Below are 26,186 nucleotides of genomic sequence, written 5' to 3' on the forward strand. Positions count from 1 at the left end.
GGCCTCGGGCGGATCGGAGGCCCCGACTGATAGACATGACGGTGACCGGGGTTCGGCGGTAGACGAGGGAGTTCGGCGTGGCACAGGAACTGAAGCTGGGATACAAGGCGTCGGCCGAGCAGTTCGGTCCACGTGAGCTCGTCGAGATCGCGGTGCAGGCGGAGGCGTCGGGCATGGACTCGGCGACCGTGAGCGACCACTTCCAGCCCTGGCGCCACGAGGGCGGCCACGCACCGTTCTCGCTGGCGTGGATGACTGCGGTCGGTGAGCGCACGAAGACTCTGCAGCTGGGCACGTCGGTGATGACCCCGACGTTCCGCTACAACCCGGCCGTCATCGCGCAGGCCTTCGCGACGATGGCGTGCCTGTACCCGAACCGGATCATGCTCGGAGTGGGTACGGGTGAGGCTCTGAACGAGATCGCCACCGGATTCGACGGTGAGTGGCCGGAGTTCAAGGAGCGGTTCGCGCGTCTGCGCGAGGCTGTGTCGCTGATGCGCGAGCTGTGGCTGGGCGATCGCGTCGACTTCGAGGGCGAGTACTACAAGACCAAGGGCGCCTCGATCTATGACGTTCCCGAGGGTGGGGTCCCGGTGTACGTGGCGGCCGGCGGTCCCGTGGTCGCGCGCTACGCCGGACGCAGCGGCGACGGCTTCATCTGTACGTCCGGCAAGGGCATGGAGCTCTACACCGACAAGTTGATCCCCGCGGTGGCCGAGGGTGCGGAGAAGATGAACCGGTCCGTGGGCGACATCGACCACATGATCGAGATCAAGATCTCGTACGACACCGATGCGGATGCGGCGCTGGAGAACACGCGCTTCTGGGCGCCGCTGTCACTGACGCCGGAGCAGAAGCACTCCATCGACGATCCGATCGAGATGGAGAAGGCCGCCGACGAGCTGCCGATCGAGCAGGTGGCGAAGCGGTGGATCGTCGCCTCCGATCCCGACGAGGCCGTCGAGAAGGTCAAGCCGTACGTCGATGCAGGCCTGAACCACCTGGTCTTCCACGCGCCGGGTCACGATCAGCGTCGGTTCCTGGAGCTGTTCAAGACCGATCTGGAGCCCCGTCTGCGCCGTCTGGGCTGACGACGCCGGAGGACACCGCGCCCGACAGGATCCGGTGCAGCACCGCGGCGTCCTCGTCGCCGAGGTCGGCGAGCGAGTCGGGTACCGGGTCGGTGATCGTGTGCACGCGGTCCATCAGGGCGCGGCCGTCGTCGGTGATCGTGACGCGCTTGCTGCGACGATCGCTGTCGTCGACGGTGCGGCGGACGTAGCCGCGAGACTCGAGTTCGTTGACGCACACCGTGGTCGCCGGTGCGTCCATCGCCGCCGCGGTGGCCACCGCGCTCATCGTCAGCGGTCCGTCGACCAGGCGCCGTAGCACCCGCACCCGGCTGAACGGCATGTCGACCTCGGCCGCCACCCGTCGGCGCCAGGTGTCGCGGTTCTCGAAGACCAGCGAGGTCATCGCGGCCCAGGCCTCGTCTATCGGTCGGCTCCGGCGGTCAGGCACGGGCGGGCTCCGGTGTGCGGAACAGTGCGGCCACGTCGTCCGCGGTCCGCGTGGCCCGCCTGCTCGCGCTGACCAGCCCGAGGCCCGCGACGATCAGACCAATGGCGGCCAGAGCCCACCAGACCGTGTGTGTGGAGGCGGCGAACCCCGCGTCGATGCCGGCCGCGGCGCCCGCGGTGGTGAGGCTCCCGCACAGCGCGACGCCGATGCTGACACCGATCTGGCGGCTGGTCGATGCGACCGCCGACGCCGCACCCGCGCGATCGCGGGGCATCCCGCCGACGGCCGCGTTGGTGATGGGGGCGTTGACCAGCCCGAAGCCGACCCCGAAGATCGCGAACATGACCAGCAGTGCGCTGACGGGGGTGGTGGCGGAGAGGCGGGTGAGGGTCAGGCCGGCGACGGCGATGACCACACCGGCGATGGTCATCGAGGGGCGGGCACCCCACCGAGCCACCATCCGCCCGGACAGCGGCGAGCAGATCAGCGTGGCGAGTGCGAGCGGTAGGAAGGACGCTCCCGTGCCGATCGCGCTGAAGCCGCGCACCTCCTGCAGGTACAGAGACATGAGGAACAGGAACGCTCCGTATCCGCCGAAGGCGCACACGGCCACGATCGTCGCCGACGAGAACGGGATGCTGCGGAAGAAGCGCAGATCGATGAACGGATCGACGCGCCTGTTCTCGTAGCGGACGAACGCGACGAACGAGGCCACGGACAGGGCGAACACCGCGAGGGTGATGGGCGACCACCATCCGAGCGAGGGACCCTCGATGAGGCCGAACACCAGGGAGGCCAGCATGACGACACCGAGCAGCTGACCGACCGGATCGAACGCGCGCACGACGGGCGACCGCGACTCGGGGACGAACACGGCGGCCAGAACGAACGCTGCGAGACAGACCGGGATGTTGATCCAGAAGACGGACCGCCACCCGGAGATCTCGATCAACAGTCCGCCGAGCATGGGACCGAGGGCCATGGAGATGCCGACCACGGCCCCCCACATACCGATCGCCCGGGCACGCTCGGCCTTCCCGGTGAAGACCTGCGTGATGATCGACATGGCGACGGGGTTGAGCATCGACCCACCGATCGCCTGGATCATGCGGGCGAGGATGAGGACCGGGGCGGTCGGGGCGAGGCTGCAGAGCAGCGAGCCGACGGCGAAGCTGACGAGTCCGATCTGGAAGACACGGCGCCGCCCCACACGGTCCGCGGTGGTGCCGGACAGCAGCAGCAGACTGGCGAGCACCAGTGTGTAGACGTCGATGGTCCACTGGAGCTGGGACACGGATGCGCCGAGTTCGGTGCGGATGGCGGGCAGCGCGACGTTCACGATGGTGGCGTCCATCGAGACGATGAGCAGGCTGAGGCAGCACGTGGCCAGCACGATCATCTTGTGACGCTGGTCGAGACCGCCTGACGCGACAGTTGTGGGCACACAAGTATTATGCTTGCGTAGGCTAAGAAAGTGCGGAGTTGTTCCGGGGATCACAGCCCGACCGCGGGACATCGTCTCGGACGCCCGCGGCGGCGCGCCCATTAGGCTGAGACCATGGTCGCCGCGCCCGCAGACACGCCCAGCTCCCCCGTCTCCAGCATCTACATCGCGTCGCCCGAGGGGGACACCGGCAAGTCGACCATCGCGTTGGGGCTGCTGCGCATGCTCGGTGCCTCGACGGCTCGGGTCGGTGTGTTCCGGCCGATCGCTCGGTCGTCGTCCGAGACCGACTACATCCTCGAGCTCATGATCGACCACACCACCGCGGACACCACGTACGAGCAGTCGCTCGGCGTCACCTACGACGAGGTGCACGCGGATCCCGACGCCGCGCTCGCCGAGATCGTGCGCCGCTACCACGACGTCGCGTCCCAGTGCGATGCCGTGGTGATCGTGGGCAGCGACTACACCGACATCGCCAGTCCCAGCGAGCTGGGATTCAACGCGCGCGTCGCCGTGAACCTGGGCGCCCCGGTGCTCCTCGCGCTGCGTGGCTCCGAACGCACGCCCGAGGAGATCGCCCACCTCGCCGACGTGTGTCGATCGGAACTGTCGACGCACCGCGCCCATCTGGCCGGCATCGTCGCCAACCGGTGCGATCCCGACGCGTTGGACGACGTCATCGCGCAGCTCTCGACCGAGGACGTGCCGGCGTGGGCTCTGCCCGAGGTACCGCTGCTGGTCGCACCGACCATGGACGAACTGCTGCACGCGATGAAGGGCGAGCTCTACAGCGGCGATGCCGAACTGCTGCAACGGGAGGCCCTGCGCGTGATGGTCGGCGGCATGACGGCCGAGCACATTCTCGAGCGACTCACCGAGGGAGTCGTCGTCATCGCTCCGGCCGACCGCTCCGACGTCGTGCTCGCGCTCGTCAACGCCCACGAGGCCGAGGGGTTCCCCTCGCTCGCCGGCATCGTCATGAACGGCGGACTGACACCGCATCCCATGATCGCCAAGCTCATCGAGGGTCTGCAGCCCCGACTACCGATCCTCACCACCGAACTCGGAACCTTCGACACCGCGAGTGTGGCCGCGTCCACTCGTGGGCGGGTGGCCGTCGGATCGCAACGCAAGGTCGACACGGCGCTGGCGCTCATGGAGCGCCACGTCGACGCCGCCGAGATCCTGGGCCGCCTCGACGTCGCGATGCCGTCGGTGGTGACGCCGCAGATGTTCGAGTACCAGCTCATCGACCGGGCCCGCGCCGACCGCAAGCACATCGTGTTGCCCGAGGGGTCGGACGACCGGATCCTGCGCGCGGCCGGACGACTGCTGCAACGGCAGGTCGCGGACCTGACCATCCTCGGTGACGAGGCGGCGATCACGCGCAGGGCCGGGGAACTGGGGGTGGACCTGTCCGAGGCCACCGTGCTGGATCCGACGAACTCGGAGTACACGGACGACTTCGTCGCGGAGTACGTCGAGCTGCGCAAGCACAAGGGCATGACCGAGGACAAGGCCCGCGACATCATGTCCGACATCTCGTACTTCGGAACCATGATGGTGCACAAGGGCATTGCCGACGGCATGGTCTCGGGCGCCGCGCACACCACGGCGCACACCATCAAGCCGTCCTTCGAGATCATCAAGACCATGGACGGGGTCTCGACGGTCTCGAGCATCTTCCTGATGTGTCTCGCGGACAAGGTGCTCGCCTACGGCGACTGCGCCGTGGTTCCCGATCCCACGTCGGAACAGCTCGCCGACATCGCCGTCTCGTCCGCGGCCACCGCGTCGATGTTCGGCATCGAGCCGCGGGTGGCGATGCTGAGCTACTCCACCGGCGATTCCGGATCGGGTGCCGACGTGGACAAGGTCCGGACGGCGACCGACCTCGTCCGCGACCGGGCGCCGGATCTGCTGGTGGAGGGGCCGATCCAGTACGACGCGGCCATCGACCCGTCGGTGGCGAAATCCAAACTGCCCGACTCCGAGGTGGCGGGCCGGGCGACCGTGTTCGTCTTCCCCGACCTCAACACCGGCAACAACACGTACAAGGCGGTGCAGCGCAGCGCCAACGCCGTGGCCGTGGGACCGGTCCTGCAGGGACTGCGCAAGCCCGTCAACGATCTCAGTCGAGGAGCCCTGGTGCAGGACATCGTGAACACGGTGGCGATCACCGCCATCCAGGCCCAGTCCGGTACCGACGGTCTCGAGGTCGCGAAGTGAGCACGGTGCTGGTCGTCAACTCGGGATCGTCGTCGGTGAAGTTCCAGGTGGTGGACCCCGACTCGGGACACAGTGTCCTGCAGGGCATCGTCGAGCGCATCGGGGACGCCGACGGGCGCGTGGCCGTCACCCGCGGCGACGACGCGACGGAGAAGACGACCGACATCCCCGATCACGTCACGGGCCTCCGGCTGGCGTTCGAGATGATGGCCGACGCGGGACTGCCCCTGGCGGAGGCGGGCATCACGGCAGTGGGGCATCGAGTGGTGCACGGCGGCACCGTCTTCAGCGAGCCCACCCTCATCGACGACTCGGTCGTGGCCACCATCGACGAGCTCAGTGCGCTGGCGCCCCTGCACAATCCGGCCAACCTGCGCGGGATCGAGGTGGCGCGCCGGGAGCTGCCCGACGTGCCGCAGGTCGCCGTGTTCGACACGGCGTTCTTCCACACCCTCCCCGCCGCCGCCTCGACGTACGCCATCGATGCGGCCACCGCCGCCGAACACGACATCAAGCGGTACGGGATGCACGGCACGTCCCACGAGTACGTGAGTGGCCGCGTGGCAGAGCATCTGGGGCGGTCGCCGTCGGACGTGAACCAGATCGTGCTGCACCTCGGCAACGGCGCCTCGGCATCGGCCGTGCGCGGCGGCGTCGCGGTGGACACGTCCATGGGCCTCACCCCGCTCGAGGGGCTCGTGATGGGAACCCGCAGCGGCGACATCGATCCCGGCATCGTGATGCACCTGCGGCGCAGTGCCGACATGGACGTCGATGCCATCGACGAACTGCTCAACCGCCGCTCCGGTATCAAGGGACTGAGTGGTGTCACCGACTTCCGTGAGCTCCGGCGCCTCATCGACGACGGTGACGAGGCCGCGGCCCTGGCCTTCGACGTGTACGTCCATCGCCTGCGGCGCTATCTCGGCGCGTACATGATCGAGCTGGGCCACGTGGACGTCGTCACGTTCACCGCCGGCGTGGGCGAGAATTCGGCCGAGGTGCGCGCAGCGGCCCTGGCGGACCTCGAGATGTACGGGATCGAACTGGACGAGGAGCGCAATGCCGAGCGCGGCAAGGGAATCCGGGTCATCTCGACGGACGATTCCCCGGTGACGGTCCTCGTGGTGCCCACCAACGAGGAGTTGGCCATCGCCCGCGCCGCGGTGGCCCTGATCGGCTGATCAGAAGAGGGACTTGGGCCGCACCGCGTTGGCCAGGTCCACCAGGGCGAAGCGGTGCGACCGGGTCCGCGCGGTCCGAGCGAGGGATCGCAGGGCGGTCTCGGCGCCCGTCCGGAGGCCGTCCCGCGTGAAGGGCACGCCGAGCAGCGGCACCGTGGACTCGGGCGTGTGCCCGGATTCCATCCATTCGAGCGCGGTGCCCAGGACGACCGTCCGCAGTTGCAGCGCACGGGGTTCGCGCGCCGGCAGCGCCTCGACGCGCCGCGCCGCCTCGTAGAGCGCACCCTCGTCCATGTCGGCCGCGGAGCCGGAGAGCAGTGTGAGTACGCCGGTCATCCGTGCCATCGAGTAGTGCCGTGACGTGGCGGGCACCAGATCGAGAGTCATGATGGCGTCGAGCAGCGCACCCCGTTCCGCGAGCCTGCGGGCGAGACCGAACGCGGCGCTGACGATGGTGCGATCGGTCCGCCACACCGTGGTGTACATCGTCTCGGCCAGGGCGCACCACGTGTCGTGGCCGTCGTCGGAGGTCTGCTGCGCCAACAGTTCCGCCGTCGCCGCGAGCGCGAGCTTGGGTGCGACCTCGCCGGGCATCGCGGAGAGCACCGAGTCGAACTTGTCGGCGGCGTCGACGAAGTTACGGCACAGCAGCGCGATGGTGCCGCGGTGCCAGTCGACACGCCAGTTGCCCGTCACGTCGTCCAGCCTGCGCATCACCTCCGCGGCCGAATCTCCCTCGCCCAGATCGAGATACGCGCGGGCCTCGGTCAGCACCGCTTCCACGGACCCGACGGAGTCGTCGCCCACGGTGCGATCGAGGTCGTTCTCGCGGGCAAGGCGCAGCGAGTCGAGCGTCTGGTGCGGTTCGCTGTGCACGGCCGCGGCGATGAGCTGCGCGCTCGGGTCCGACGTGTCGATCAGGGGGACCGGAAGCGCGGCCACCACGTCGCGCGGATCCAGCCTGGCCACGCGGTGCCGTCCGTCGATGTACACGTCGGTGACGGCGACCTGCTCGTCGGTGCCGAAGGTGGTGCGCTGCGGGCTGAACACCGACGAGAGCGACGGGTGGCTGTCACCCGTCTGCTGCGAGAGGATCTCGCGCAGAACACCACTGAGCTGACTCGCCGCCTCGTCGGCGCTGCGGAACCGGGTGAGCGGGTCGGCGGCCGTCGCGCGTCGGAGAAGCCGGGCGAAGAACTGGTACTCCTGCAGGACGGGCGCGTCCTCCGGGATGCCGTCCACGTACCGCCCGTGCTCCGAGGCGATCTCGAGCGTCAGGACCGCGAGAGTGCGCCCCACGGTGAAGATGTCGGACGCCACCGTGGGTCCGGTCCGCACGATCTCCGGTGCCTGGTATCCGGCCGTGCCGTAGAGGTACCCGTAGTCCTCGAGCTGGCTCACCGCGCCCAGGTCGATCAGCTTGATCTGGTCCTGCGTCACCATGACGTTCTCGGGTTTCAGATCGTTGTACGCCAGACCGATGGAGTGCAGGTAGGCCAGTGCGGGCATCACCTCGAGGAGGTAGGCGATGGCTTCCTGCACAGGCAGTTTCGTGCGCGTCGGGTTGTCGGTCATGATCTGGCGCAGCGTGCGACCGCCGACGTACTCCATGACGATGTACCCCGTCGACGACGGCGCCTCCTGCGAGCCGGGCGCGAGGGGGCGGGGGTGCTCCACGAAGTTGTAGATCTTGACGATGCCGGGGTGGGTCACCTCGGCGAGGAACTGGCGTTCCGCCATCGCCACCGCGTGTGCCTCGGCGTTGCCGAAGTGCAGCAGGCCCTTGAGCACGACCCAGCGATCGCTGACGTTGCGATCGATGGCGAGGTAGATCCACCCGAGTCCGCCGTGCGCGATACACCCCTGCACCTCGTACTGCCCGGCCACCATCTCACCGGGTTCGAGCAGCGGGGAGAAGTCGAAATGCGTTCCGCACCTGTCGCAGTCACCCGACGGATGGGCGGGCCGGCCGTCGACGCTCCGCCCGACGGGGGCGTTGCACTTCCAGCAGAACCGCTTGCTCTCCGGGACGCGGGGGTCCGACATGACAGCGGTCGCGGGATCGACCTCGGGAATGCGCGGCAGTTCCACCAGCCCACCACCGAGGCGACGACGCTTTCCGGTTCGTACGCGGCGGCTCGGCCGGGAGGTGCGCCCCGTGGTGTCCTCGCGCAGCGCGGCCCGCGTGGCGTCGTCCTCCTCTGGGCGCACCGAGGCCCTCGTCGCGTCGGAGTCCTGCTCGCGCAGAGCGGCGCGGGTGGCGTCGGGATCCTCGTCGCGCAACGAGGCCCGGGTCGCCTCGAGATCGGGTTCGGTACTCATGATCAGCCGTTGTAGACGGGAAAGGGCGCGCCGGGAGACGGGCCGAGGACGGACAACCACTGGGTGTAGATGCGGTTCCAGGTGCCGTCGCCGCGAATGCGTTCGAGCGTCCTGTTGACGACGCGCACGAGGTCGTCGTGACCCAGCGTCACCCCGATCCCGTACGGCTCCGCGGCGATGGAGAACCCGACGATCTCCAGGTACGGATCCTGGGCGGCGAGTCCGGCGAGGATCGCATCGTCGGTGCTGACGGCGTCGACACCGCCCTGCTGCAGCACCACGAGACAGTCCGCCCAGCTGGGCACGCTGACGATCTGGGCACTGGGCTGCAGACGCTGGATGCGCAGCAACGACGTGGTGCCCGCCGCGGCGCACACGCGCCGACCGCCGAGGTCACCGACACCCGTGATGCCCGAGCCCTTGACGGCCAGGACCCGTTGATCCGCCTGGTAGTACACGGTGGAGAAGGTCACCCGTTCGCGCCGGGCACACGTGATGGTCATGGTCTTGACGACGATGTCGACCTCGCCCTCGGCCAGGGCGTCGATCCGCTCGGCGGACGCGAGGATGCGGTACTCCAGCCGGTCCGGGTCCCCGAACAGATCGCGGGCGACCTCGCGAGCGATGTCGACGTCGAAGCCGACGATCTCACCGCTCACGGGATCGCGGAAGCTGAACAGATTGCTGCCGGTGTCCAGCCCGACGACGAGGCGCCCGCGGGCACGGATCGCGTCGACGTTCGGAGCGGGCACGGGTGCGCCGTCGGGAGCCGCGTAGTTGGGCCGCAGGCTCGCACGGGGGTCGCCGCAGTCGTCCGCCGGTGGCATCGGTGCGCCCGGGGTGACGCCGGTGGCCCCGTCGGGCAGCGGTTCGGCGACAGTGGCGCGGTCCGGCGCCTCCGGCACCGGCGTGGTGTCCGCGCAGCCGGTCAGGACGAGGAGGAGCGCGGCGGCGATCACGGCCGCGCGGCGCATCACAGGTACTCCCGGATACGCGACCACATACCGCCCACGACGGCGAGCACGGCCAGGCCGCACACGATGCCGGTGCCCACGGTGAGGCCGGCCAGCACGCCCGACGCACGCTGGACGTCGTCTCGCAGGGACGCGCGGGACGCCTCGATCTCCTCGACGAGAGCCGAGTCGAGCCGACCGAACACGTCGCTGGAGTCGCCGGCAGCCGTTCCGGTGGCGATGGTGACGGCAGTGTCGAAGTCGCCGACGTCCAGCGACGCGTTCATCCGGTCGTGCGAGCTGGTCCAGAGCGACACCAGCGCACGGGCGTCGTCCATCCGGGGACTGTGCGTGTCGTCGTCGTGCGCGAGTGTGCCGAGGGTGTCGGCGAGGCCGGACACCGCGTCGGAGTACGACTTCTCGTAGTCGGCGAAGCCGCCGCGCCGCGTCATGCCGATGGTCTCGTCGGCGCGTGCCTGCTGGGCGAGGATCCGGCTGGTGGTGAGCAGGTCCAGGGGCTCCGCGCCGCGCACCAGAGCGCGGTCGGTGGCGGTCGAGGAGATGAGCCCCGCGACGAGCATCCAGCCGAGCAGCAGTACGACGCCCACCGTGGCACCCGCGAAACCGACGTTGACGGTGCGCTTGGTCTTCCGGCTCAGGAACATCTGCGCGCCGACGAGCACGAGCACGGTGATGCCCAGCACGACGAACGCCGACCAGGGTGGTGTCGCGAACTGGCGCTGCGCATCCGACACGTCACCGGACTTCTCCGCGTGCAGTTCCTCGGCCCACGGCAGGATCGTGTTCTGCATGAGGGTCGACGCCTCGGCCAGATACGCGGAACCCACCGGATTGCCGACGCGGTTGTTCGTCCGCGCGGTCTCGATGATGCCGGCGTACAGCGGCAGGTTCGTGGAGATCGTCGCCAGCAGTTGCCGCGACGTCGCGTCGTCGCTCGCGAGTCCGGTGGACGCGCGGACCACCTCGCCCGCCGCCGCTCCGAGCGAGTCCGTGTACCGACCACGGACGTCGCCGGGTTCCAGACCGCCCGAGAGGAAGGCCGTCGCCGCCGTCGCGTCCGCGACCGACAGCTGCACGTACAGGTTCTGCGCCGCATCGGACAGCGGCTCGGTGCGCGCGAGCAGAAGTTCGAGGGTGCGCTGGCGGTCCGACACCGACAGCGTCGTCACGAGAGCGGTGGTCACCAGCGTCGCGACCACCAGCAGACCCACCGCCAACAGCCGGACGGGAGTGGAACGGAGGAACTCCGACCGTTCGGAGCGGGTGTCGACGGGCGCGCGCAGAGTCAGCGCACTCGTCTGCTGTGACACCTCGACCCCTTCCCGCGCGATCGGTCGCCCTCATGTCCGGATTCGAGCATAGGCCCACCGTGGTCCGAGCACAGGCAACGCGAGGAGCAATAAGGTGGGGGAATGCGGACGGTGAACCATGCGCGGTGACGGGGACGGCTGGGTCTTCAGCAGCGACGGGAGCCGGCACTGGGGACGACACGGCGCGGCCGGTCTGCTGTTGCGGGCTCCGACCGGGTCGGCGGGCTCCGTGGTGTTGCTGCAGCACCGTGCGGCTTGGAGTCATCAGGGCGGGACGTGGGCGCTGCCCGGTGGTGCCAGGGACAGTCACGAGAGCGCCGTCCACGCGGCCGTACGCGAGGCCGGCGAGGAGGCGGGCATCACCGACGACCTGCTGACCGTGCGGGACGAGCACGTCACCAAGATCGAGGACTCGGGGTGGTCCTACACCACTGTGATCGCCGACGCGGAGCGCGAACTCGACACGGTTCCCAACGGTGAGAGCACCGAACTGCGCTGGGTCGCCGAGCACGAGGTGGACTCGCTGCCGCTGCACCCCGCCTTCGCCGAGAGTTGGCCGTCGCTGCGCACCGTGCCCGTCCGCGCCGTCCTGGCCGCCGACGCCCCCGACGACCTCCCGGCGCGCACCGTACGACTGGCCGTCGGCAGCTTCGGGTGGATCGTCGACACCGTGCGGGCCGAGAACGTGGACGCGGCGCTCGCCGCCGTCCGGAACGACACCGAACTGCGCGTCGTCGTCGTGACGGCCGACGACGCGGTGCGCTCGGCGGTTCCCGCCGACGTCACCGTCCTGTCGCCGGACGGACTCTGACGGTCAGACCGACGGCAGCAGATCGAGCAGTCGACGGGCCGCCGCCTCGGGGTCGCGAGCCTGCGTGATCGCCCGCACCACCGCGATGCGGGACGCGCCCGCCTCGAGCGCCTGCGCGACGTTGTTCTCCTCGACCCCGCCGATGACGAACCACGGCCGGGTGGGATGCGATTCGGCGACCTCACGCACGACGTCCAGGCCCGCGGCCGAACGGTTCGGCTTGGTGGGAGTCGCCCACACCGGTCCCGTGGCGAAGTAGTCGACGCCGTCCTCGATGTCGGCGAGCGTGGCCTGTGCCCGGTTCTGCGTGGAGCGCCCGATGACGACGTCCGGGCCCACGATGCGGCGCGCGTAGTGCACCGGCAGATCGTTCTGGCCGAGGTGCAGCACGTCGGCGCCCGAGGCGAGCGCCAGATCGGCACGATCGTTGACGGCCATCAGCGCGCCGTGACGGCGGCACGCGGCGGAGATGACCGCGAGAGCGGCGAGCTCGTCCTTCGCCTCGATGGCGCCGTACTTCTTCTCGCCCGCCGACCCCTTGTCGCGGAGCTGCACGATGTCGACGCCCCCGGACAGCGCCGCGTCCACAAACTTGGCCAGGTCGCCGGTGTCTCGGCGGGCGTCGGTGCAGAGGTACAGACGAGCGGTGGCGAGCCGCTCGCGGGCGGTGGTCCTCGAAGTCGTCACGAGTGTGAATGTAGTACCACCCAGTACTGCGGGAAGGCCGGAGGCCGGTCGGGTGATGGCGGGAAGGCCGGAGGCCGGTCGGGTCATCAGCCGGTTAGGGTGATGGGGAACGAACACGGGAGTCCCGGACGGGGCTGAGAGTGGGCGAGGGCGCCCAGACCGTAACCACCTGACCCGGGTCATGCCGGCGGAGGAAGTGAGTTTCATGCAGCGATCCGTCTCCGTCGTGGGCGGCGGGGTGATCGGCCTCTTCTGCGCCCGCGCCGCCGCGGCGGCGGGATGGTCCGTCACCCTGCACGACCCGACGTTCGGTGCACGCGCTGTCGGCGACGGCGCCGCCAGCTGGGTGGCGGGCGGCATGCTCGCGCCGCTGTCCGAGGGCTGGCCCGGCGAACACGCACTCTTGGCACTCGGTTCCGCGTCGCTGCGGCGGTGGCACGATCCGGTGCTGCGCGCGGACCTGGAGGGTCGGGGCGTCGTCGTGTCGAGTGGATCGTTGACCGTCGCGTTCGACTCGGCCGACGCGGCGGACCTGCGCACTGTCGCCGACTGGGTGGGTGCGCAGGGCCACGATCTCGAGATCCTCTCGCGCAGCGAGGTGCGCACTCTGGAGCCGTCACTCTCGCCGCGCGTTCGTCTGGGCCTGTCGGCGCCGGGGGAGTTGTCGGTGGACAACCGGGCGTTGGTGCTCGCGTTGGAGTCCGCGGTCCGCGACCGGGGAGTGCGGATCGAGCGTGCTCCCGTCACCGACCTCGACGCGCTGACCACCGATCGTGTGGTGGTCGCCGCGGGGTGGTCGACGTCCCGTCTGCTGCCGGACGTCCCGGTGCGGCCGGTGAAGGGCGAGATCCTGCGCCTGCGTGCGCGCCCCGGCTCCGCGAGTGCGCCGACGCGCACCGTCCGCGCGAGCGTCAACGGTCGCGCGGTGTACCTGGTCCCCCGTGGCGACGGTCTGGTGGTCGGTGCGACGCAGTACGAGCACGGTGACGACACCGCCGTGACCGTCGCCGGCGTCCGCGACCTCCTGGCGGACGCCGAGGCCGTGTTCCCGGCCGTCGGTGACTACGAGTTGGCGGAGACGGCGGCGGGCCTGCGGCCGGGGAGCCCCGACAACATCCCCGTGGTCGGGCGATGGGACGACCGCGTGATCGTCGCCGCCGGGCACGGTCGCAACGGGATGCTGCTCGCGCCCGTCACGGCGGACGCCGTGGTGGCAGAACTGGAGGGCGAGCCGTTGACGGAAGCGGCATGTGCTCTCCCCGAACGGTTTTCGAGTCTCACGCGGACTCGGGCACGGTAGGAGACGAACATGACCGCAGTGGGTGTCACCGTCAACGGTGCGGATCACGACCTCGAGCCCGGCACGACGGTGCGGGACATGCTGACCCAGCTGGGTCTTCCCGAGAAGGGCATCGCCGTGGCGGTGGACGGAATCGTGCTGCCGCGCTCGCGGTGGGGCGAGGACGTGGGCCGCGGCTGGACCATCGAGGTGCTGACGGCGGTGCAGGGTGGCTGATCAGTTGACCATCGCCGACCGTACCTTCACGTCTCGCCTGATCATGGGGACCGGGGGCGCGGCCAACCTCGCGGTGCTGGAGGAGGCCCTCGTCGCATCGGGGACGGAACTCACCACCGTCGCTCTGCGCCGTGTCGACGCCTCCGGCGGCACCGGGGTGCTCGATCTCCTCACGCGCCTCGGCATCGCCCTGCTGCCCAACACGGCGGGATGTCGCGGCGCCGCCGAGGCCGTGCTCACCGCGCAGTTGGCGCGAGAGGCGCTGGAGACCGACTGGATCAAGCTCGAGGTGATCGCGGACGAGCGGACCCTCCTGCCCGACGCCATCGAGCTGGTGCGCGCCGCGGAGCAACTCGTCGACGACGATTTCGTCGTGTTGCCCTACACCACCGACGATCCGGTGCTCGCGCGTCGCCTCGAGGACGTGGGGTGCGCTGCGGTCATGCCGCTCGGATCGCCCATCGGGACGGGACTGGGCATCGCGAATCCGCACAACATCGAGATGATCACCTCGGCCGCAGGGGTTCCCGTGGTGCTCGACGCCGGTATCGGCACGGCGAGCGACGCGGCACTCGCCATGGAGCTGGGGTGCTCGGCGGTGCTGCTCGCCACCGCGGTGACACGCGCTCGTGATCCGCGAATGATGGCCTCCGCCATGGCCGATGCGGTGCGCGGCGGACGATCGGCGGCGCTGGCGGGCCGGATCCCGAAACGGTTCTGGGCGCAGGCGTCCTCGCCCGACGTCGACTGACCACCCCGGGGGCGGCTCAGGGTCGCGTCATCCCTTCGGATGACCCGGGTCGAGACCCGGGAGCGATGTGGTCGGTGGTCCCGCTCGGGCATCCTGATGCACATGATCGAAGTGACAGGTTTGACCAAACAGTTCGGCGCGAAGAAAGCCGTGGACGATCTCTCCTTCACGGTGCGCCCGGGTATCGTGACGGGCTTCCTCGGCCCCAACGGTGCCGGCAAGTCCACCACGATGCGGATGATCCTCGGGCTCGATCAGCCCACGTCCGGAACGGCACTCATCGAGGGTCGGCCCTACCGTGAGCTGAAGAATCCCATTCGTACCGTCGGCGCTCTGCTCGACGCGAAGTGGGTGCACCCCAACAGATCCGCGCGCGCTCACCTGCAGTGGATGGCGGCCTCCAACGGCATCGCCTCGTCCCGCGTCGACGAGGTGCTCCGCCTCGTCGGTCTGTCCGAGGTGGCCAAGCAGAAGGCCGGCGGGTTCTCCCTCGGCATGTCGCAGCGACTCGGTCTGGCCGGTGCGTTGCTCGGTGACCCGAAGGTCCTGATGTTCGACGAGCCGGTCAACGGACTCGATCCCGAGGGCATCGTCTGGATCCGCAAGTTCATGCAGCGACTTGCCGCCGAGGGGCGGACCGTGCTGGTGTCCTCGCACCTGCTCTCCGAGATGGCGCTCACCGCAGAACAACTGATCGTCATCGGCCGCGGCCGGCTCATCTCGGACTCGTCCGTGCAGGAGTTCGTCGACCGCGCCTCGGAGGCGTCGGTCCGCGTCCGCAGCCCCCAGCTCGACGCCCTGCGCAGCGCGCTCACGTCGGCAGGTCTGACGGTCAAGGAGCCCAGCAGCCTCGATCAGGTGCATCCGACTCTCGTGGTGGCCGAGTCCACCACGGAGGCGATCGGCGAGATCGCCGCGCGCCACAACATCGTCCTGCACGAGCTGGCGTCCCAGCACGGTTCGCTCGAGGACGCGTTCATGAAACTCACCGGTGACGACGTGCAGTACCACGGCGCCGGTACCGACAACAACGCGATGGGAGGGGCACTGCGATGAGTGTGCTTGCAGCGGAACGAATCAAACTCACCTCGACGAAGTCGCCGTGGTGGTGCACCGTCATCATCGTGGCGCTCGGGCTGGGCATCGGTGCCGTCATCGGCATCACGGCCAAGTCGACGGTCACAACCGTGCAGAACGACATCGCCGCCGGAAACGACCCCGGCTTCGAGCCGTACCTGCCGACCCTCGCGGACGCCGTCGCCGGCGTCAGCGGGTTCGGCGTTCTCGTGCTCATGATTCTCGCGGCGCTGTCGATCACCAGCGAGTATCGCTTCGGCATCATCCGGACCACGTTCCAGGCCATCCCCAGCCGTGCCTCGGTACTCGGCGTGAAAGCACTGCTCATCGGCGTCTTCGGTGCGGTGTTGTCCCTGGTGCTCACGCTGGGCGCGTTCTACATCGCGAAGGCCACGGCCGGTCCCGATGCGGGCGCCGCACTCGTGCTCGAGGGTTCGGACGCGTGGCGTGCCATCTACGGTGTCCCGATCTACGCCTTCCTGTGCGTCGTCCTCGCCGTGGGAGTCGGTGCGCTGCTGCGACAGTCGGCCGCCGCGATCGCACTGCTGCTCCTGTGGCCGCTGTTGATCGAGTCGCTGTTCAACCTGTTCGGCAGCATCGGGCGCGACATCATGCCCTTCCTCCCGTTCATGAACGCGAACAACTTCCTCGGCTCGCCCGGCGGAGTGGAGTACCACTGGGGACCGTGGGGCAGCCTGGCCTACTTCGCGGCCTTCGTCGCCGTCGTTTTCGGCGCCGCAGTGGTGGTGGTGAACAAGCGAGACGCGTGACCGCTCTTTCGTTAGGGTGACGTTCATGCGGACGACACGATCGACCCTGTCCATCGCGATCTGTGCGGCGGGAGTGCTCGCGCTGTCGTCCTGCTCCTCCGGCTCGTCCGGTGAGGGAGCCGCCCCGTCCGAGGAACCCGTGGCCGCACCGGTCACGGGTTCCTCGCTGTCCGAGGCCGTCACCCTCGACGCGGTGGTGAGCCACCTGCAGGAGCTCTCCGACATCGCCGACGCGCACGACGGGAATCGCGCCGCCGGCACCGCCGGATACGACGCCAGCGTCGACTACGTGGCCGGCACACTGCGGGACGCGGGCTTCGACGTCGAGACGCCCGAGTTCTCGTTCGACAGCTACACCCTCGACTCGGTGGCGCTGCGCGCTGCCGACCGCGACGTGCCGGTGAGCGCGTTCACGTATTCACCGGCCACGCCCGCCGGTGGGGTCTCCGGTCCGATCGTGGCAGCACCTGCCGACGACTCACCCGGCTGCGAGGCCACCGACTACGACGGCCTCACGCTGACCGGCGCGGTCGCTCTGGTCCCGCGCGGGGTGTGCTCTTTCGCGCAGAAGGGGCAGATCGCCGCCGAGCGCGGCGCCGCCGCGATCATCGTGTCCAACAACGAGGACGGTCCGCTCGACGCCGGCACGCTCGGCGCGAAGGAGGATGCCCGCATCCCGTCGGTGGGTGTCAGCCGTGAGGACGGTGCCGCTCTGGCCGCGGCCCCGACCACCGCGCAGATCACGCTCGCCGCGGAGACCGAGACCACGACCAGCCGCAACATTCTCGCGCAGACCACGACGGGATCCACCGAGAACGTCGTCATGGCGGGAGCGCATCTCGACTCGGTCCCCGAGGGCCCGGGCATCAACGACAACGGCACCGGTACCGCCGCCGTGCTCGAGTCCGCTCTGCAGATGGGTGGCTCGCCGGACGTGACCAACGCCGTGCGGTTCGGGTTCTGGGGCGCGGAGGAACTCGGTCTGGTCGGATCCACGAAGTACGTCGAGGGACTGTCCGACGAGGACAAGGCCGCGATCGCGCTCTACCTGAACTTCGACATGGTCGGGTCGAACAACGCCGGCTACCTCGTCTACGACGGAGACGACTCGGATCAGGTCGGCGAGCCTGCCGGCCCCACCGGCTCGGACGCGATCGAGCGAGTCTTCGAGGAGCAGCTCACGACGCAGGACGCCGACGGCACCGACTTCGACGGGCGCTCGGACTACGGCCCCTTCATCGAGGTCGGCATCCCCTCGGGCGGCGTCTTCAGCGGCGCGGACGACGTGAAGACCGAGGAGCAGGCCGCGCGCTGGGGCGGGACGGCGAACGAGCCCTTCGACCCGAATTACCACACCGCCGAGGACACGCTCGAGAACGTCGACCGGGAGGCTCTCGGCATCAACTCGAAGGCCGTCGCCTACGGCATCGGCACGTACGCCGAGTCGGTGACGGGCCCCAACGGCGTCCCCGTGGGTGCCGATCGAGACGCCGCCCGTCAGTCCGAGTGACGTTTACTGTCACTCGGAGTAACGACAAGATATGGTCGAGCGGTGAAGATCAGCGCAGGTGACGCCGCCCGTCGGGCCGCCGACGCTGCCCGCACCGTCAATCGGACGCCGCGGGTCGTCGAACTGGTCCGCCGCGTACGCGGAGTGCTGCCCGGTGATCCGTCGTTCGGCGATCCGCTCTCGACGGCCGGACCCGGAGCCGCGCGCATGGTCGCGCGGGTCACCGACCGGCTGCAGGGCGACGCTCCCGGCGCCTCGAAGGAACTCTCGCTGGGTGCGCTGCAGGTGTGGCAGGCGGTGCTCGAACGCGCGGGTCGCGGGCGGGGCGAGCGCGAGGTCACCATCGTCTTCACCGATCTCGTCGGCTTCTCCACGTGGTCGCTGTCCGCCGGTGACGCCACCACTCTGGTGCTGCTCAAGCAGGTGGCCCGTGCGGTCGAGCGGCCGATGCTCGATCGCGGCGGTCACATCGTCAAACGCCTGGGGGACGGGCTGATGGCCGTCTTCCCCAGCGCGGACAACGCGGTGCGGGCCGTCTTCGAGGCGCAGACTGCTCTGGCGCGTGTCGACGTGAACGGCTACACCCCGCGGATGCGCGTCGGCATCCACACCGGCTGCCCGCGCGCCGTCGGGTCGGACTGGCTCGGCGTCGACGTCACCGTGGCCGCGCGCGTCATGCAGACCGGTGCCGACGGCAACGTCATGATCTCGAACGCCGCGCTGGATCTGGTGTCACCCGAGGTGCTGGACACCGTCGGGCTGACCACCAAGCCCTACCGGCGCGGGTTGTTCTCGCCGAAGCTGACCGGTGTGCCCGAGGATCTACGCATCAGCCGACTGGTGCAGTCGCCAGAGCGGTGAGACCGGGCCGTGCCCGTGGCCGAGGTCGTACGCGGCCTCGAGCGACTTCGTGACCCATTCCTTCGCGAACTCGAACGCGTCCGGCACCGCGTAGCCGTGGGCGAGGGCGCACGCCAGCGCTGCGGCGAGGGTGTCGCCGCCGCCGTGATCGTTGCCCGTGTCGATACGAGGGTTCGTGAACTCGAGCATCCGCTCACCGTCGAAGAGCAGATCGGTGCTCGACGACGAGGTCCGCAGGTGCCCACCCTTGACGACGGCCCACTGGGCGCCGAGCGCGTGCAGTGCCTCGGCGGCCCGTCGCGCCGTCACCTCGTCCTCGACGTCGATGCCGGTGAGCAGCCGGACCTCGTCGAGGTTGGGCGTGACGATCGTGGCGAGGGGAATGAGTCTGGTGCGCAACGCATCCAGCGCATCGGCGTGCAGGAGGGAATCGCCGTGCATCGACGCCGAGACCGGGTCCACGACGAGCGGTACCGAGCCACCGCGGCCGATCCCGACCTCGGTGCACACGTCGGTGACGGCCTCGATGATGGCGGTGGACGCCAGCATGCCGGTCTTGGCCGCGCCGATGCCGATGTCCGACACCACCGTTCGTACCTGGTCGGCCACCACGGCGGGCGGGATCTCGTGAAAACCACTGACTCCCACCGTGTTCTGCACCGTCACGGCGGCGACCGCGACGCAGGCATGCAGTCCGCACAGAGCGATGGTGCGCGAGTCGGCCTGGATTCCGGCGCCGCCGCCGGAGTCGGTGCCGGCGATGGTGAGGACGCGCAGTGGCGTCGTCCCGGAAGGTGCCAGAGGCAGCGTTGTCACACGCCGAACTGTACTCGAGCGCTTTTCCCGTGAGTTCGCCACATATTCACCCGCTCCCCCGGCGAAGACGCGAATCCTGTGCAATAGTGGTCTACGTCACATGCACCCATGTGATGCACACGACCGCGGCGACGAGGCTGCTCGTGTCCCGCCCCGCGCCCGGGTTCGCACAGGAACCGGGTGAGCCCCACGGCCGCCAGGAGAAGAATGATGCTGTCGGATGCGCCCGTCACCGATGTGACAGACAACCCGCACCAGAACCGGTTCGAGCTCCGGCTCAACGGTGACCTCGTCGGGATCGTCGGGTACTTCCCCGTCGACTCCGTCGGACGCGGTGCGCGTCGTCAGCCCGTCGTCAGCTTCATGCACGCCGTCATCACCGAGGACTTCGGGCATCGCGGCCTCGCCGCCATCATGGTCCGCAACTCCCTCGACGCTGCTCGCGGCTACGGCTGGAAGGTGAAGCCGGTCTGCACCTACGTGCAGCGCTTCGTCGCCGAGAACCCCGAGTACCGCGACATGGTGACCGCCGACTGATCTCGACACCGTGACGACTTCGTCGCGATTGCGCATCAACAGTCACAGGAACACCATCCGTCACAACATCGGTGATGAACTGTTGTCATGGACACCAGTCTCGTGTCGGACGATCCGAGCAACTCGCGCTTCGTCCTGACCGTCGGCGATGCGCTCGTCGGCATCCTCGCGTACGAGGTCGCCCCCGACAGCGACACGGTCGTGCTCCAGCACACCGTCGTCAAGGAGGAGTTCGGCGACCACGGGTGGGCAGCGGTCCTCGTGCGCGGCGCCCTCGACATCCTGCGTATCGGTGACCTGTCGATCTGGCCCCAGTGTTCCTACGTGCGTCGATTCATCGGCGCGAACATCGAGTACCTCGACATGGTGGCCGATCAGGCCCCGGCCGGCTCGGTCACCGCGGCGTCCCCGCCCAGCTCGACGACGACCGGCGCGTGGTCGCTGGCGCCCTTCCCCTTACGCTCCTGACGATCGATCGAGGCGTCGGTGACCTGCGCCGCGAGTGCGGGTGAGGCCAGTACGAAGTCGATGCGGAGCCCTTCGCGGCGCGGGAAACGCAGCTGCGTGTAGTCCCAGTAGGTGTAGACACCGGGGCCGGGGGTGAACGGTCGCACCACGTCCGCGAATCCTTCGTCGACGATGGCTCGGAACGCGTCGCGCTCCGGTCCCGAGGTGTGCGTGCGGCCCTCGAACAGCGCCGGGTCCCAGACGTCGTCGTCGGTGGGGGCCACGTTCCAGTCACCGACCAACGCGATGCGTGCCTGCGGATCGGCGGCGAGCCACGACCGGGCGTCGTCGCGCAGGGTCGCGAGCCAGTCGAGCTTGTAGCGGTAGTGCGGGTCCTCGAGGGACCGTCCGTTGGGGACGTACAGGCTCCAGACGCGTACGCCCCCGCAGGTCGCGCCGATGGCCCGGGCCTCGTCGGCGGGCGGGACCTCCGGGTCCTTGCTGAACCCCGGCTGGTTCTCGAACCCGATCTGCACGTCGTCGAGCCCGACGCGTGACGCGATGGCGACACCGTTCCACTGACTCGTGCCCACGTGCGCGACCTGGTACCCGATGTCGGTGAAGCGCTGGTACGGGAACTGATCGTCCTTGCACTTCGTCTCTTGAATCGCGAGAACGTCGACATCGGAGCGTTCGAGCCAGTCGACGATGCGGTCGACTCGCGAGCGGACGGAGTTCACGTTCCAGGTAGCCAGGCGCACGGTGAGCGACCCTAGCCCGGGGCGGTGACACCCTCCGGGCTCGCGTAGCGGTAGCGATGATGCTCCGTGAAGCCGAGGCGCTCGTACAGCGATCGCGCCTCGTCGTTGTCCACCTCGACCTGGACGTAGGCGTGCGTCGCGCCGTGGTCGGCACCCCACCGCATCGCTTCGGCACACACCGCGGACCCGTGACCGCGCCGACGCTCGTCGGGTCGAGTGGCCACCGCGGTGATGCCGACCCAGCGTCGTCCGGTCGGCGATGCGGTGACGGCAGCGCGGGCGACCGCCGTGTCGCCTCGTCGGAGAAAGATCACGACACCGTCGTGGACCGCGATGAGAAGGTCCGGACGATCCCGGTAGCGGGGATGGTGCGCCAGCCATCGGTCGTCGGGCGCGGCGATGCGCTCGGTGTCCGTGTCCGTGTCCGGCCCGGTCGACGACGGGATCGGCAGCGTCAGCACCAGTGCCTCGGCCGACAGGCTCCATCCCGCCGGCGCCCCGAGAAGTCGGTCCGGCAACGACAGCGAGGGTTGCAGGTCCCGGTCGCGGTACCAGGCGGCGACGGCCGGCAGGTCGACGGCGGACGCGTCGGGACGCAGGGGGCTCGCCGAATTGCCTCGTCGGGTCACGCCGGCGCCGGCGCGGAGCAGCCATCCACCGATCCACTCCTGCTCGAGGCCCTGCCACGCATCGGCCGCCGCACTCTCGAGACCGCGGATCTCCGAATTGCGGACGGGCCGAGGTGCCAACGCCTTGAGTGCGACGATGCGCTCGGCCGGCACGGTCACCGGGTCACCGGACTCCGGCTGCACGGTCACCGCGGTGCCGGACGCCGCGAGGATGCCGATCACGTCGGTGAACGGCGGGGTCGACCCGTCCGGCAGGCGGTACCGCAGCACCACCCGCGAGCCCGGAACCGGGGCGTCCCGAGTCACTCGTCGTCGTGGCCGAACGGATCCGCGACGGTGCCGGGGATCCAGCTCAGCCCGGGTACGCCCCACCCGTTCTTCTTGATGGCCTTCTTCGCCGCCCGCGCGTTGCGTCCGACCAGCACGTCGACGTAGAGGAAACCGTCGAGGTGGCCCACCTCGTGCTGCAGCATGCGCGCGAAGAAACCGTGCCCCTCGATGTCGACGGGCTCACCCTTCGCATCGGTTCCGGTGACACGCGCCCACTCGGCCCGACCCGTCGGGTGCTGCTCGCCGGGAACCGAGAGGCACCCCTCGTCGTCGTCGTCCGGATCGGGCATCGTCTCGGGAATCTCCGACGTCTCGAGAACCGGGTTGATCACCTCGCCGCGGCGGCGCGTCACCGTGCCGTCCTCGCTGTGGTCGGGGCAGTCGTAGATGAACAGTCGGAGCGGTTCACCCACCTGGTTGGCGGCCAGTCCGACACCCTTGGCGGCCTCGAGCGTGTCGTACATGTCCGCGATCAACGTCTCGAGTTCCGCGGGCGACGCCGTGACCTGCTGGGTGGGGGTGTGCAGCACCGGGTCACCGACGATACGGATGGGGAGAATTGCCATGGTCCAGAAGGATACTGCCCGCCCGGTGGACGATTTCTGGTCCGGTCGGCCGGGCCGAGACGCGCCGCGGTGTCGCCGCATCCCGGAGCCCGGTCCGTGGTTAGATTGGCGGCGAACGACACGGATGTGATTCACCGCCGTGCGCGGACCTCTTCGGGTCCGGGGGACGCGCGAGAACACGGTCACGGCCGGGTTCACACGGCACAGCCCGAGGTCGACGGCAGAGCTCGCGAGACGCGATGCCGAGGGCGGCACAGACGACAGGAGTGAGATGGACAGCGCTGCAGCGCGAAGTCACGGGCGAGCCGACGGGGCCGACGAGCCGAGTGACGGACTCTCCCGCCGGGAACACGACATTCTCTCGTTCGAGCGCCAATGGTGGAAGTACGCCGGCGCGAAGGAAGAAGCGATCAAGGAACTGTTCGACATGTCGGCGACCCGCTACTACCAGGTGCTCAACGCCCTGGTGGACAAGCCGGAGGCGCTGGCCGCGGACCCGATGCTCGTGAAGCGCCTGCGTCGTCTGCGCGCGAGCCGGCAGAAGGCACGCGCTGCGCGTCGACTCGGCTTCGAGATCTGACGGGTGTCGTCCCGCGCCGCCCCGGGTCACCCGGTTCGGCCGAGTCGCTAGGCTCGCAGCGTGACTGATCAGACCCCCGCGAGCACTCCGACCCCGGACTCGTCCGGCCCACCGTTGCGAGCGCTGGCCATGGTTCTGCTGTCGCTGGCCGTCGTCTTCGCAGGTCTCGGCTTCTTCTCCCTCACGGGCTCGGACGAGGACACGCCCACCTCCACCGCAGCGGCCGTGACCACCACCGCCGCTGCGGCAGCACCCGCAGCGCCGCAGTCCGACGCGAGCGCCGGGTCGGCCGCCACGACGACGACCAGTGCGCCGTCCTCCACCACGGCCGCGGCACAGTCGTTGCGCGTGCTCAACAACAGCAATGTCAGCGGACTGGCCGCCGAGGTGGCGCAGACGCTCGAGTCGGCCGGTTTCACGGTCGGCGAGACCGGCAACTACAGCAGCGGCACCATCGCGGCCTCCACGGTCTACTACGACCCGTCGGTGTCCGGTCAGCAGGCCGAGGCCGAACGCATCGCGACCACACTGGGCTTCGGTGTCGAACCACGTTTCGAGGGCATCGAGTCCTCCACGCCCGGCATCATCGTCATCGTCACCGGGTGACTAGAGTTCAGGTCAGCACGTCCCCACACATCTAGGAGACCTTCACCATGGCCAGCTGGAAGCGCAGCCGAGTCGCACCTCGCACCCTCGTCGTGGCGCCTCTCGCCGCAGTAGCCCTGTTCGGCATGGTGGCCTGCAGCAACGGCGAGGAAGCCAGCGACGTCGCCGGCACGACCCCGCCCGTCTTCACCAGCTCCGCCGCGCCCGCGGGTTCCGAGCACGGCGAGGAGTCCCACAGCGCGGGCGGCGAGGGTTCCGAGGGCGGGGGCTCGGCGACCGAGGCCGCGATGACCGGCGACCTGCGCAGCCCCGAGGGCGAGACCATGGGCACGGTCTCCTTCGCCGAGGTCGACGGACACCTCGAGGTCACCGTCGAGGCTGAGGGTCTGACCCCCGGCTTCCACGGCCTGCACATGCATCAGAACCCCGTGTGCGAGCCCGATTCGGTCGCTCCCACCGGCGGCGAGCCCGGCGCATTCCTTTCCGCCGGCGGTCACCTGCAGGTGAACGGCAACACCGGCCACCCGGCCAGCGGCGACCTGACCTCGCTGCAGGTGCGTGAGGACGGCACCGCCGACCTCACGACGACGACCGACTCGGTCACGCTCGACGACCTGCGCGGCGGCGTGGCCGTCATCGTCCACTCGGCCGCCGACAACTTCGCCAACATCCCGACGCGCTACACGCTGCCCGACGGCCAGCCCGTTCCCGACGCGACGACCCTCAGCACGGGCGACGCCGGCAGCCGCGTCGCCTGCGCGGTCGTCGAGTCCGAGTAGACGGGCACGTCCCCCTGAAGAACGAGTCGAGATCGACCACGGTGCCGTTCGCCGGGTCGGAGCGTCCGACCATCGGCGTCGAGTGGGAGATCGCGCTCGTCGACCGCATGTCGCGGGACCTGTCGAACACCGCGTCCGAGGTGATGGACGGCGTCGTGGAACTCGCGGGAGCGCACACGCCGCGCGTGACGAAGGAACTCCTGCGCAACACGGTCGAGTTGGTGACCGACATCTGCGACACCGTCGGTGAAGCGATCGACGATCTGAGCGAGTCGCTGGATCTGGTGCGCCGCGCCGCGGATCCGTTGGGAGTCGACCTGTTCTGCGCCGGGACACACCCGTTCGCCGAGTGGTCGTCGCAACAGCTCACCGCGGCCCCGCACTACGACGAGCTGATCGAGCGCACACAGTGGTGGGGTCGGCAGATGCTGATCTGGGGCGTCCACGTCCACGTCGGACTCCGCTCCGCCGACCGGGTCTTCCCGATTCTCAACTCGATCCTGCTGCAGTACCCGCACCTGCTCGCGCTGTCCGCGTCGTCCCCGATGTGGGCCGGGTCGGACACCGGCTACGCAAGCAACCGCGCGCTCATGTTCCAGCAGCTCCCCACCGCTGGACTGCCGTTCCAGTTCGAGACCTGGTCGCAGTTCGAGGGTTTCGTGCACGACCAGATGAAGACCGGCGTCATCTCGCAGCTCGGCGGCATGCACTGGGACATCCGTCCCGTGCCGCGGCTCGGCACCATCGAGATCAGGGTGTGCGACGGGGTGTCCACCAAGCGCGAGCTCGGTGCCCTGGTCGCCCTGATCCACTGTCTCGTGGTGTATCTCGACGAACGGCTCGATGCCGGCGAGCCGTTGCTCACGATCCCGCCGTGGCACGTGCAGGAGAACAAGTGGCGCGCCGCGCGGTACGGGCTGGACGCCGAGATCGTGCTCGACGCCGACAGCAACGAGCGGCTCATGACCGACGACCTGTTCGACCTGCTGGAGAAGCTCACCCCGATCGCCGTACGGCTGGGGTGCGCGGACGAGCTGGGCCGCGTCGCGGACATCCCGCGCCAGGGTGCGTCGTATCAGCGTCAGCGTGCCGTGGCGGAGAGGTCGGGGGGCGACCTCATCGCCGTCGTCGACTCGCTCATCTCCGAACTTCGCTGACCAGAACG

General features: G+C 69.4%; 27 protein-coding genes and 1 riboswitch. Of the genes, 17 read left to right on the forward strand and 10 right to left on the reverse strand.

Going from position 1 to position 26,186, the window contains the following annotated elements; genetic code table 11:
• Positions 1-77: 77 nt before the first annotated feature.
• The gene (gene fgd, locus HQ312_RS05110; RefSeq protein WP_027506222.1) at positions 78-1,091 is read left to right on the forward strand and encodes a glucose-6-phosphate dehydrogenase (coenzyme-F420); all 1,014 of its coding nucleotides are present in this window, start codon (positions 78-80) and stop codon (positions 1,089-1,091) included.
• Here the strand turns inward: fgd and HQ312_RS05115 are convergent.
• Entirely contained in the window at positions 1,051-1,521 is a 471-nt protein-coding gene (locus tag HQ312_RS05115; RefSeq protein WP_082544294.1) for a MarR family winged helix-turn-helix transcriptional regulator, read from the reverse strand. The two genes, fgd and HQ312_RS05115, sit on opposite strands and share 41 nt — an antisense overlap.
• Positions 1,514-2,920, reverse strand: a complete 1,407-nt coding sequence (locus tag HQ312_RS05120) for a DHA2 family efflux MFS transporter permease subunit (protein WP_222638109.1) — start codon at positions 2,918-2,920, stop codon at positions 1,514-1,516. The genes HQ312_RS05115 and HQ312_RS05120 overlap by 8 nt, the downstream gene beginning before the upstream one ends.
• Positions 2,921-3,079: 159 nt before the next feature.
• On the opposite strand from HQ312_RS05120, the gene pta reads away from it, so the two are divergent.
• Complete coding sequence (pta, locus tag HQ312_RS05125; RefSeq protein WP_027506224.1) at positions 3,080-5,197, forward strand: phosphate acetyltransferase; 2,118 nt, start codon at positions 3,080-3,082, stop codon at positions 5,195-5,197.
• Positions 5,194-6,381, forward strand: a complete 1,188-nt coding sequence (locus HQ312_RS05130; protein WP_222638003.1) for an acetate kinase — start codon at positions 5,194-5,196, stop codon at positions 6,379-6,381. Before pta ends, HQ312_RS05130 begins: the two co-directional genes overlap by 4 nt.
• On the opposite strand, the gene HQ312_RS05135 is transcribed toward HQ312_RS05130, so the two are convergent.
• Genes HQ312_RS05135 through HQ312_RS05145 form a run of 3 tightly spaced genes read right to left on the reverse strand, consistent with a single transcriptional unit; the run spans position 6,382 to position 10,987 of the window.
• Positions 6,382-8,703: a serine/threonine-protein kinase gene (locus tag HQ312_RS05135; protein WP_222638004.1), complete on the reverse strand. Its 2,322-nt coding sequence runs from the start codon at positions 8,701-8,703 to the stop codon at positions 6,382-6,384.
• Between the two features lie 2 nt (positions 8,704-8,705).
• Positions 8,706-9,677, reverse strand: a complete 972-nt coding sequence (locus tag HQ312_RS05140) for a glutamate ABC transporter substrate-binding protein (RefSeq protein ID WP_222638005.1) — start codon at positions 9,675-9,677, stop codon at positions 8,706-8,708.
• On the reverse strand, positions 9,677-10,987 hold the full coding sequence (locus tag HQ312_RS05145; RefSeq protein WP_051613449.1) for a hypothetical protein: 1,311 nt from the start codon (positions 10,985-10,987) through the stop codon (positions 9,677-9,679). The genes HQ312_RS05140 and HQ312_RS05145 overlap by 1 nt, the downstream gene beginning before the upstream one ends.
• A 118-nt stretch (positions 10,988-11,105) precedes the next feature.
• On the opposite strand from HQ312_RS05145, the gene HQ312_RS05150 reads away from it, so the two are divergent.
• Entirely contained in the window at positions 11,106-11,798 is a 693-nt protein-coding gene (locus HQ312_RS05150; RefSeq protein WP_222638006.1) for an NUDIX hydrolase, read from the forward strand.
• Positions 11,799-11,801: 3 nt separating this feature from the next.
• Here HQ312_RS05150 and thiE read toward each other — a convergent pair whose 3' ends face one another.
• Entirely contained in the window at positions 11,802-12,485 is a 684-nt protein-coding gene (thiE, locus tag HQ312_RS05155; RefSeq protein WP_056442251.1) for a thiamine phosphate synthase, read from the reverse strand.
• A 105-nt stretch (positions 12,486-12,590) separates the two neighbouring features.
• A riboswitch (TPP riboswitch) is annotated at positions 12,591-12,698 on the forward strand.
• On the opposite strand from thiE, the gene thiO reads away from it, so the two are divergent.
• From thiO to HQ312_RS05190, 7 genes are all read left to right on the forward strand, one after another.
• Positions 12,691-13,785 carry a glycine oxidase ThiO gene (gene thiO, locus HQ312_RS05160; RefSeq protein ID WP_222638007.1) on the forward strand — a complete coding sequence of 365 codons (1,095 nt, stop codon included), beginning with the start codon at positions 12,691-12,693 and terminating at the stop codon, positions 13,783-13,785. Its footprint overlaps the riboswitch before it by 8 nt.
• A 9-nt stretch (positions 13,786-13,794) precedes the next feature.
• Positions 13,795-14,001, forward strand: a complete 207-nt coding sequence (gene thiS, locus HQ312_RS05165; RefSeq protein WP_222638008.1) for a sulfur carrier protein ThiS — start codon at positions 13,795-13,797, stop codon at positions 13,999-14,001.
• Positions 13,994-14,752 (forward strand): thiazole synthase, encoded by a 759-nt coding sequence (locus HQ312_RS05170; protein ID WP_027506233.1) that lies wholly within the window; start codon positions 13,994-13,996, stop codon positions 14,750-14,752. Before thiS ends, HQ312_RS05170 begins: the two co-directional genes overlap by 8 nt.
• A gap of 102 nt (positions 14,753-14,854) precedes the next feature.
• Positions 14,855-15,808: an ABC transporter ATP-binding protein gene (locus tag HQ312_RS05175; protein ID WP_222638009.1), complete on the forward strand. Its 954-nt coding sequence runs from the start codon at positions 14,855-14,857 to the stop codon at positions 15,806-15,808.
• A complete protein-coding gene (locus HQ312_RS05180) occupies positions 15,805-16,599 on the forward strand; it encodes an ABC transporter permease (RefSeq protein ID WP_027506235.1) in 795 nt (264 codons plus the stop codon). Before HQ312_RS05175 ends, HQ312_RS05180 begins: the two co-directional genes overlap by 4 nt.
• Positions 16,600-16,624: 25 nt before the next feature.
• Positions 16,625-18,109 (forward strand): M28 family peptidase, encoded by a 1,485-nt coding sequence (locus HQ312_RS05185; RefSeq protein WP_222638010.1) that lies wholly within the window; start codon positions 16,625-16,627, stop codon positions 18,107-18,109.
• Between the two features lie 42 nt (positions 18,110-18,151).
• Entirely contained in the window at positions 18,152-18,970 is an 819-nt protein-coding gene (locus tag HQ312_RS05190) for an adenylate/guanylate cyclase domain-containing protein (protein WP_308123804.1), read from the forward strand.
• Here HQ312_RS05190 and thiD read toward each other — a convergent pair.
• On the reverse strand, positions 18,932-19,786 hold the full coding sequence (gene thiD / locus HQ312_RS05195; protein WP_027506237.1) for a bifunctional hydroxymethylpyrimidine kinase/phosphomethylpyrimidine kinase: 855 nt from the start codon (positions 19,784-19,786) through the stop codon (positions 18,932-18,934). The genes HQ312_RS05190 and thiD overlap by 39 nt on opposite strands.
• A 210-nt stretch (positions 19,787-19,996) precedes the next feature.
• Here thiD and HQ312_RS05200 point away from each other — a divergent pair, with 210 nt between their 5' ends.
• The gene (locus tag HQ312_RS05200; protein ID WP_056442260.1) at positions 19,997-20,323 is read left to right on the forward strand and encodes a GNAT family N-acetyltransferase; all 327 of its coding nucleotides are present in this window, start codon (positions 19,997-19,999) and stop codon (positions 20,321-20,323) included.
• A gap of 87 nt (positions 20,324-20,410) precedes the next feature.
• Positions 20,411-20,791 carry a GNAT family N-acetyltransferase gene (locus tag HQ312_RS05205; protein WP_051613451.1) on the forward strand — a complete coding sequence of 127 codons (381 nt, stop codon included), beginning with the start codon at positions 20,411-20,413 and terminating at the stop codon, positions 20,789-20,791.
• Here HQ312_RS05205 and HQ312_RS05210 read toward each other — a convergent pair.
• From HQ312_RS05210 to HQ312_RS05220, 3 genes are read right to left on the reverse strand one after another with little or no spacing between them, the layout of a single operon-like run.
• Complete coding sequence (locus HQ312_RS05210; RefSeq protein ID WP_222638011.1) at positions 20,698-21,531, reverse strand: exodeoxyribonuclease III; 834 nt, start codon at positions 21,529-21,531, stop codon at positions 20,698-20,700. The genes HQ312_RS05205 and HQ312_RS05210 overlap by 94 nt on opposite strands.
• 11 nt (positions 21,532-21,542) lie before the next feature.
• Positions 21,543-22,466 (reverse strand): GNAT family N-acetyltransferase, encoded by a 924-nt coding sequence (locus tag HQ312_RS05215; protein ID WP_222638012.1) that lies wholly within the window; start codon positions 22,464-22,466, stop codon positions 21,543-21,545.
• A complete protein-coding gene (locus HQ312_RS05220; protein ID WP_222638013.1) occupies positions 22,463-23,056 on the reverse strand; it encodes a peptide deformylase in 594 nt (197 codons plus the stop codon). The genes HQ312_RS05215 and HQ312_RS05220 overlap by 4 nt, the downstream gene beginning before the upstream one ends.
• A gap of 271 nt (positions 23,057-23,327) precedes the next feature.
• On the opposite strand from HQ312_RS05220, the gene HQ312_RS05225 reads away from it, so the two are divergent.
• From HQ312_RS05225 to HQ312_RS05240, 4 genes are all read left to right on the forward strand, one after another.
• Positions 23,328-23,636, forward strand: coding sequence for a DUF3263 domain-containing protein (locus HQ312_RS05225; protein WP_027506241.1), 309 nt, complete (start codon positions 23,328-23,330; stop codon positions 23,634-23,636).
• A 129-nt stretch (positions 23,637-23,765) separates the two neighbouring features.
• Positions 23,766-24,242: a LytR C-terminal domain-containing protein gene (locus tag HQ312_RS05230; RefSeq protein WP_222632640.1), complete on the forward strand. Its 477-nt coding sequence runs from the start codon at positions 23,766-23,768 to the stop codon at positions 24,240-24,242.
• Positions 24,243-24,289: 47 nt separating this feature from the next.
• Positions 24,290-25,021, forward strand: coding sequence for a superoxide dismutase family protein (locus HQ312_RS05235; RefSeq protein ID WP_222638014.1), 732 nt, complete (start codon positions 24,290-24,292; stop codon positions 25,019-25,021).
• Between the two features lie 41 nt (positions 25,022-25,062).
• Positions 25,063-26,178 (forward strand): glutamate--cysteine ligase, encoded by a 1,116-nt coding sequence (locus HQ312_RS05240; protein WP_056441413.1) that lies wholly within the window; start codon positions 25,063-25,065, stop codon positions 26,176-26,178.
• Positions 26,179-26,186: the final 8 nt, after the last annotated feature.

This window comes from Rhodococcus sp. BP-316 (assembly GCF_019836105.1).
In the GTDB taxonomy this organism is placed as follows: Bacteria; Actinomycetota; Actinomycetes; order Mycobacteriales; family Mycobacteriaceae; genus Rhodococcoides.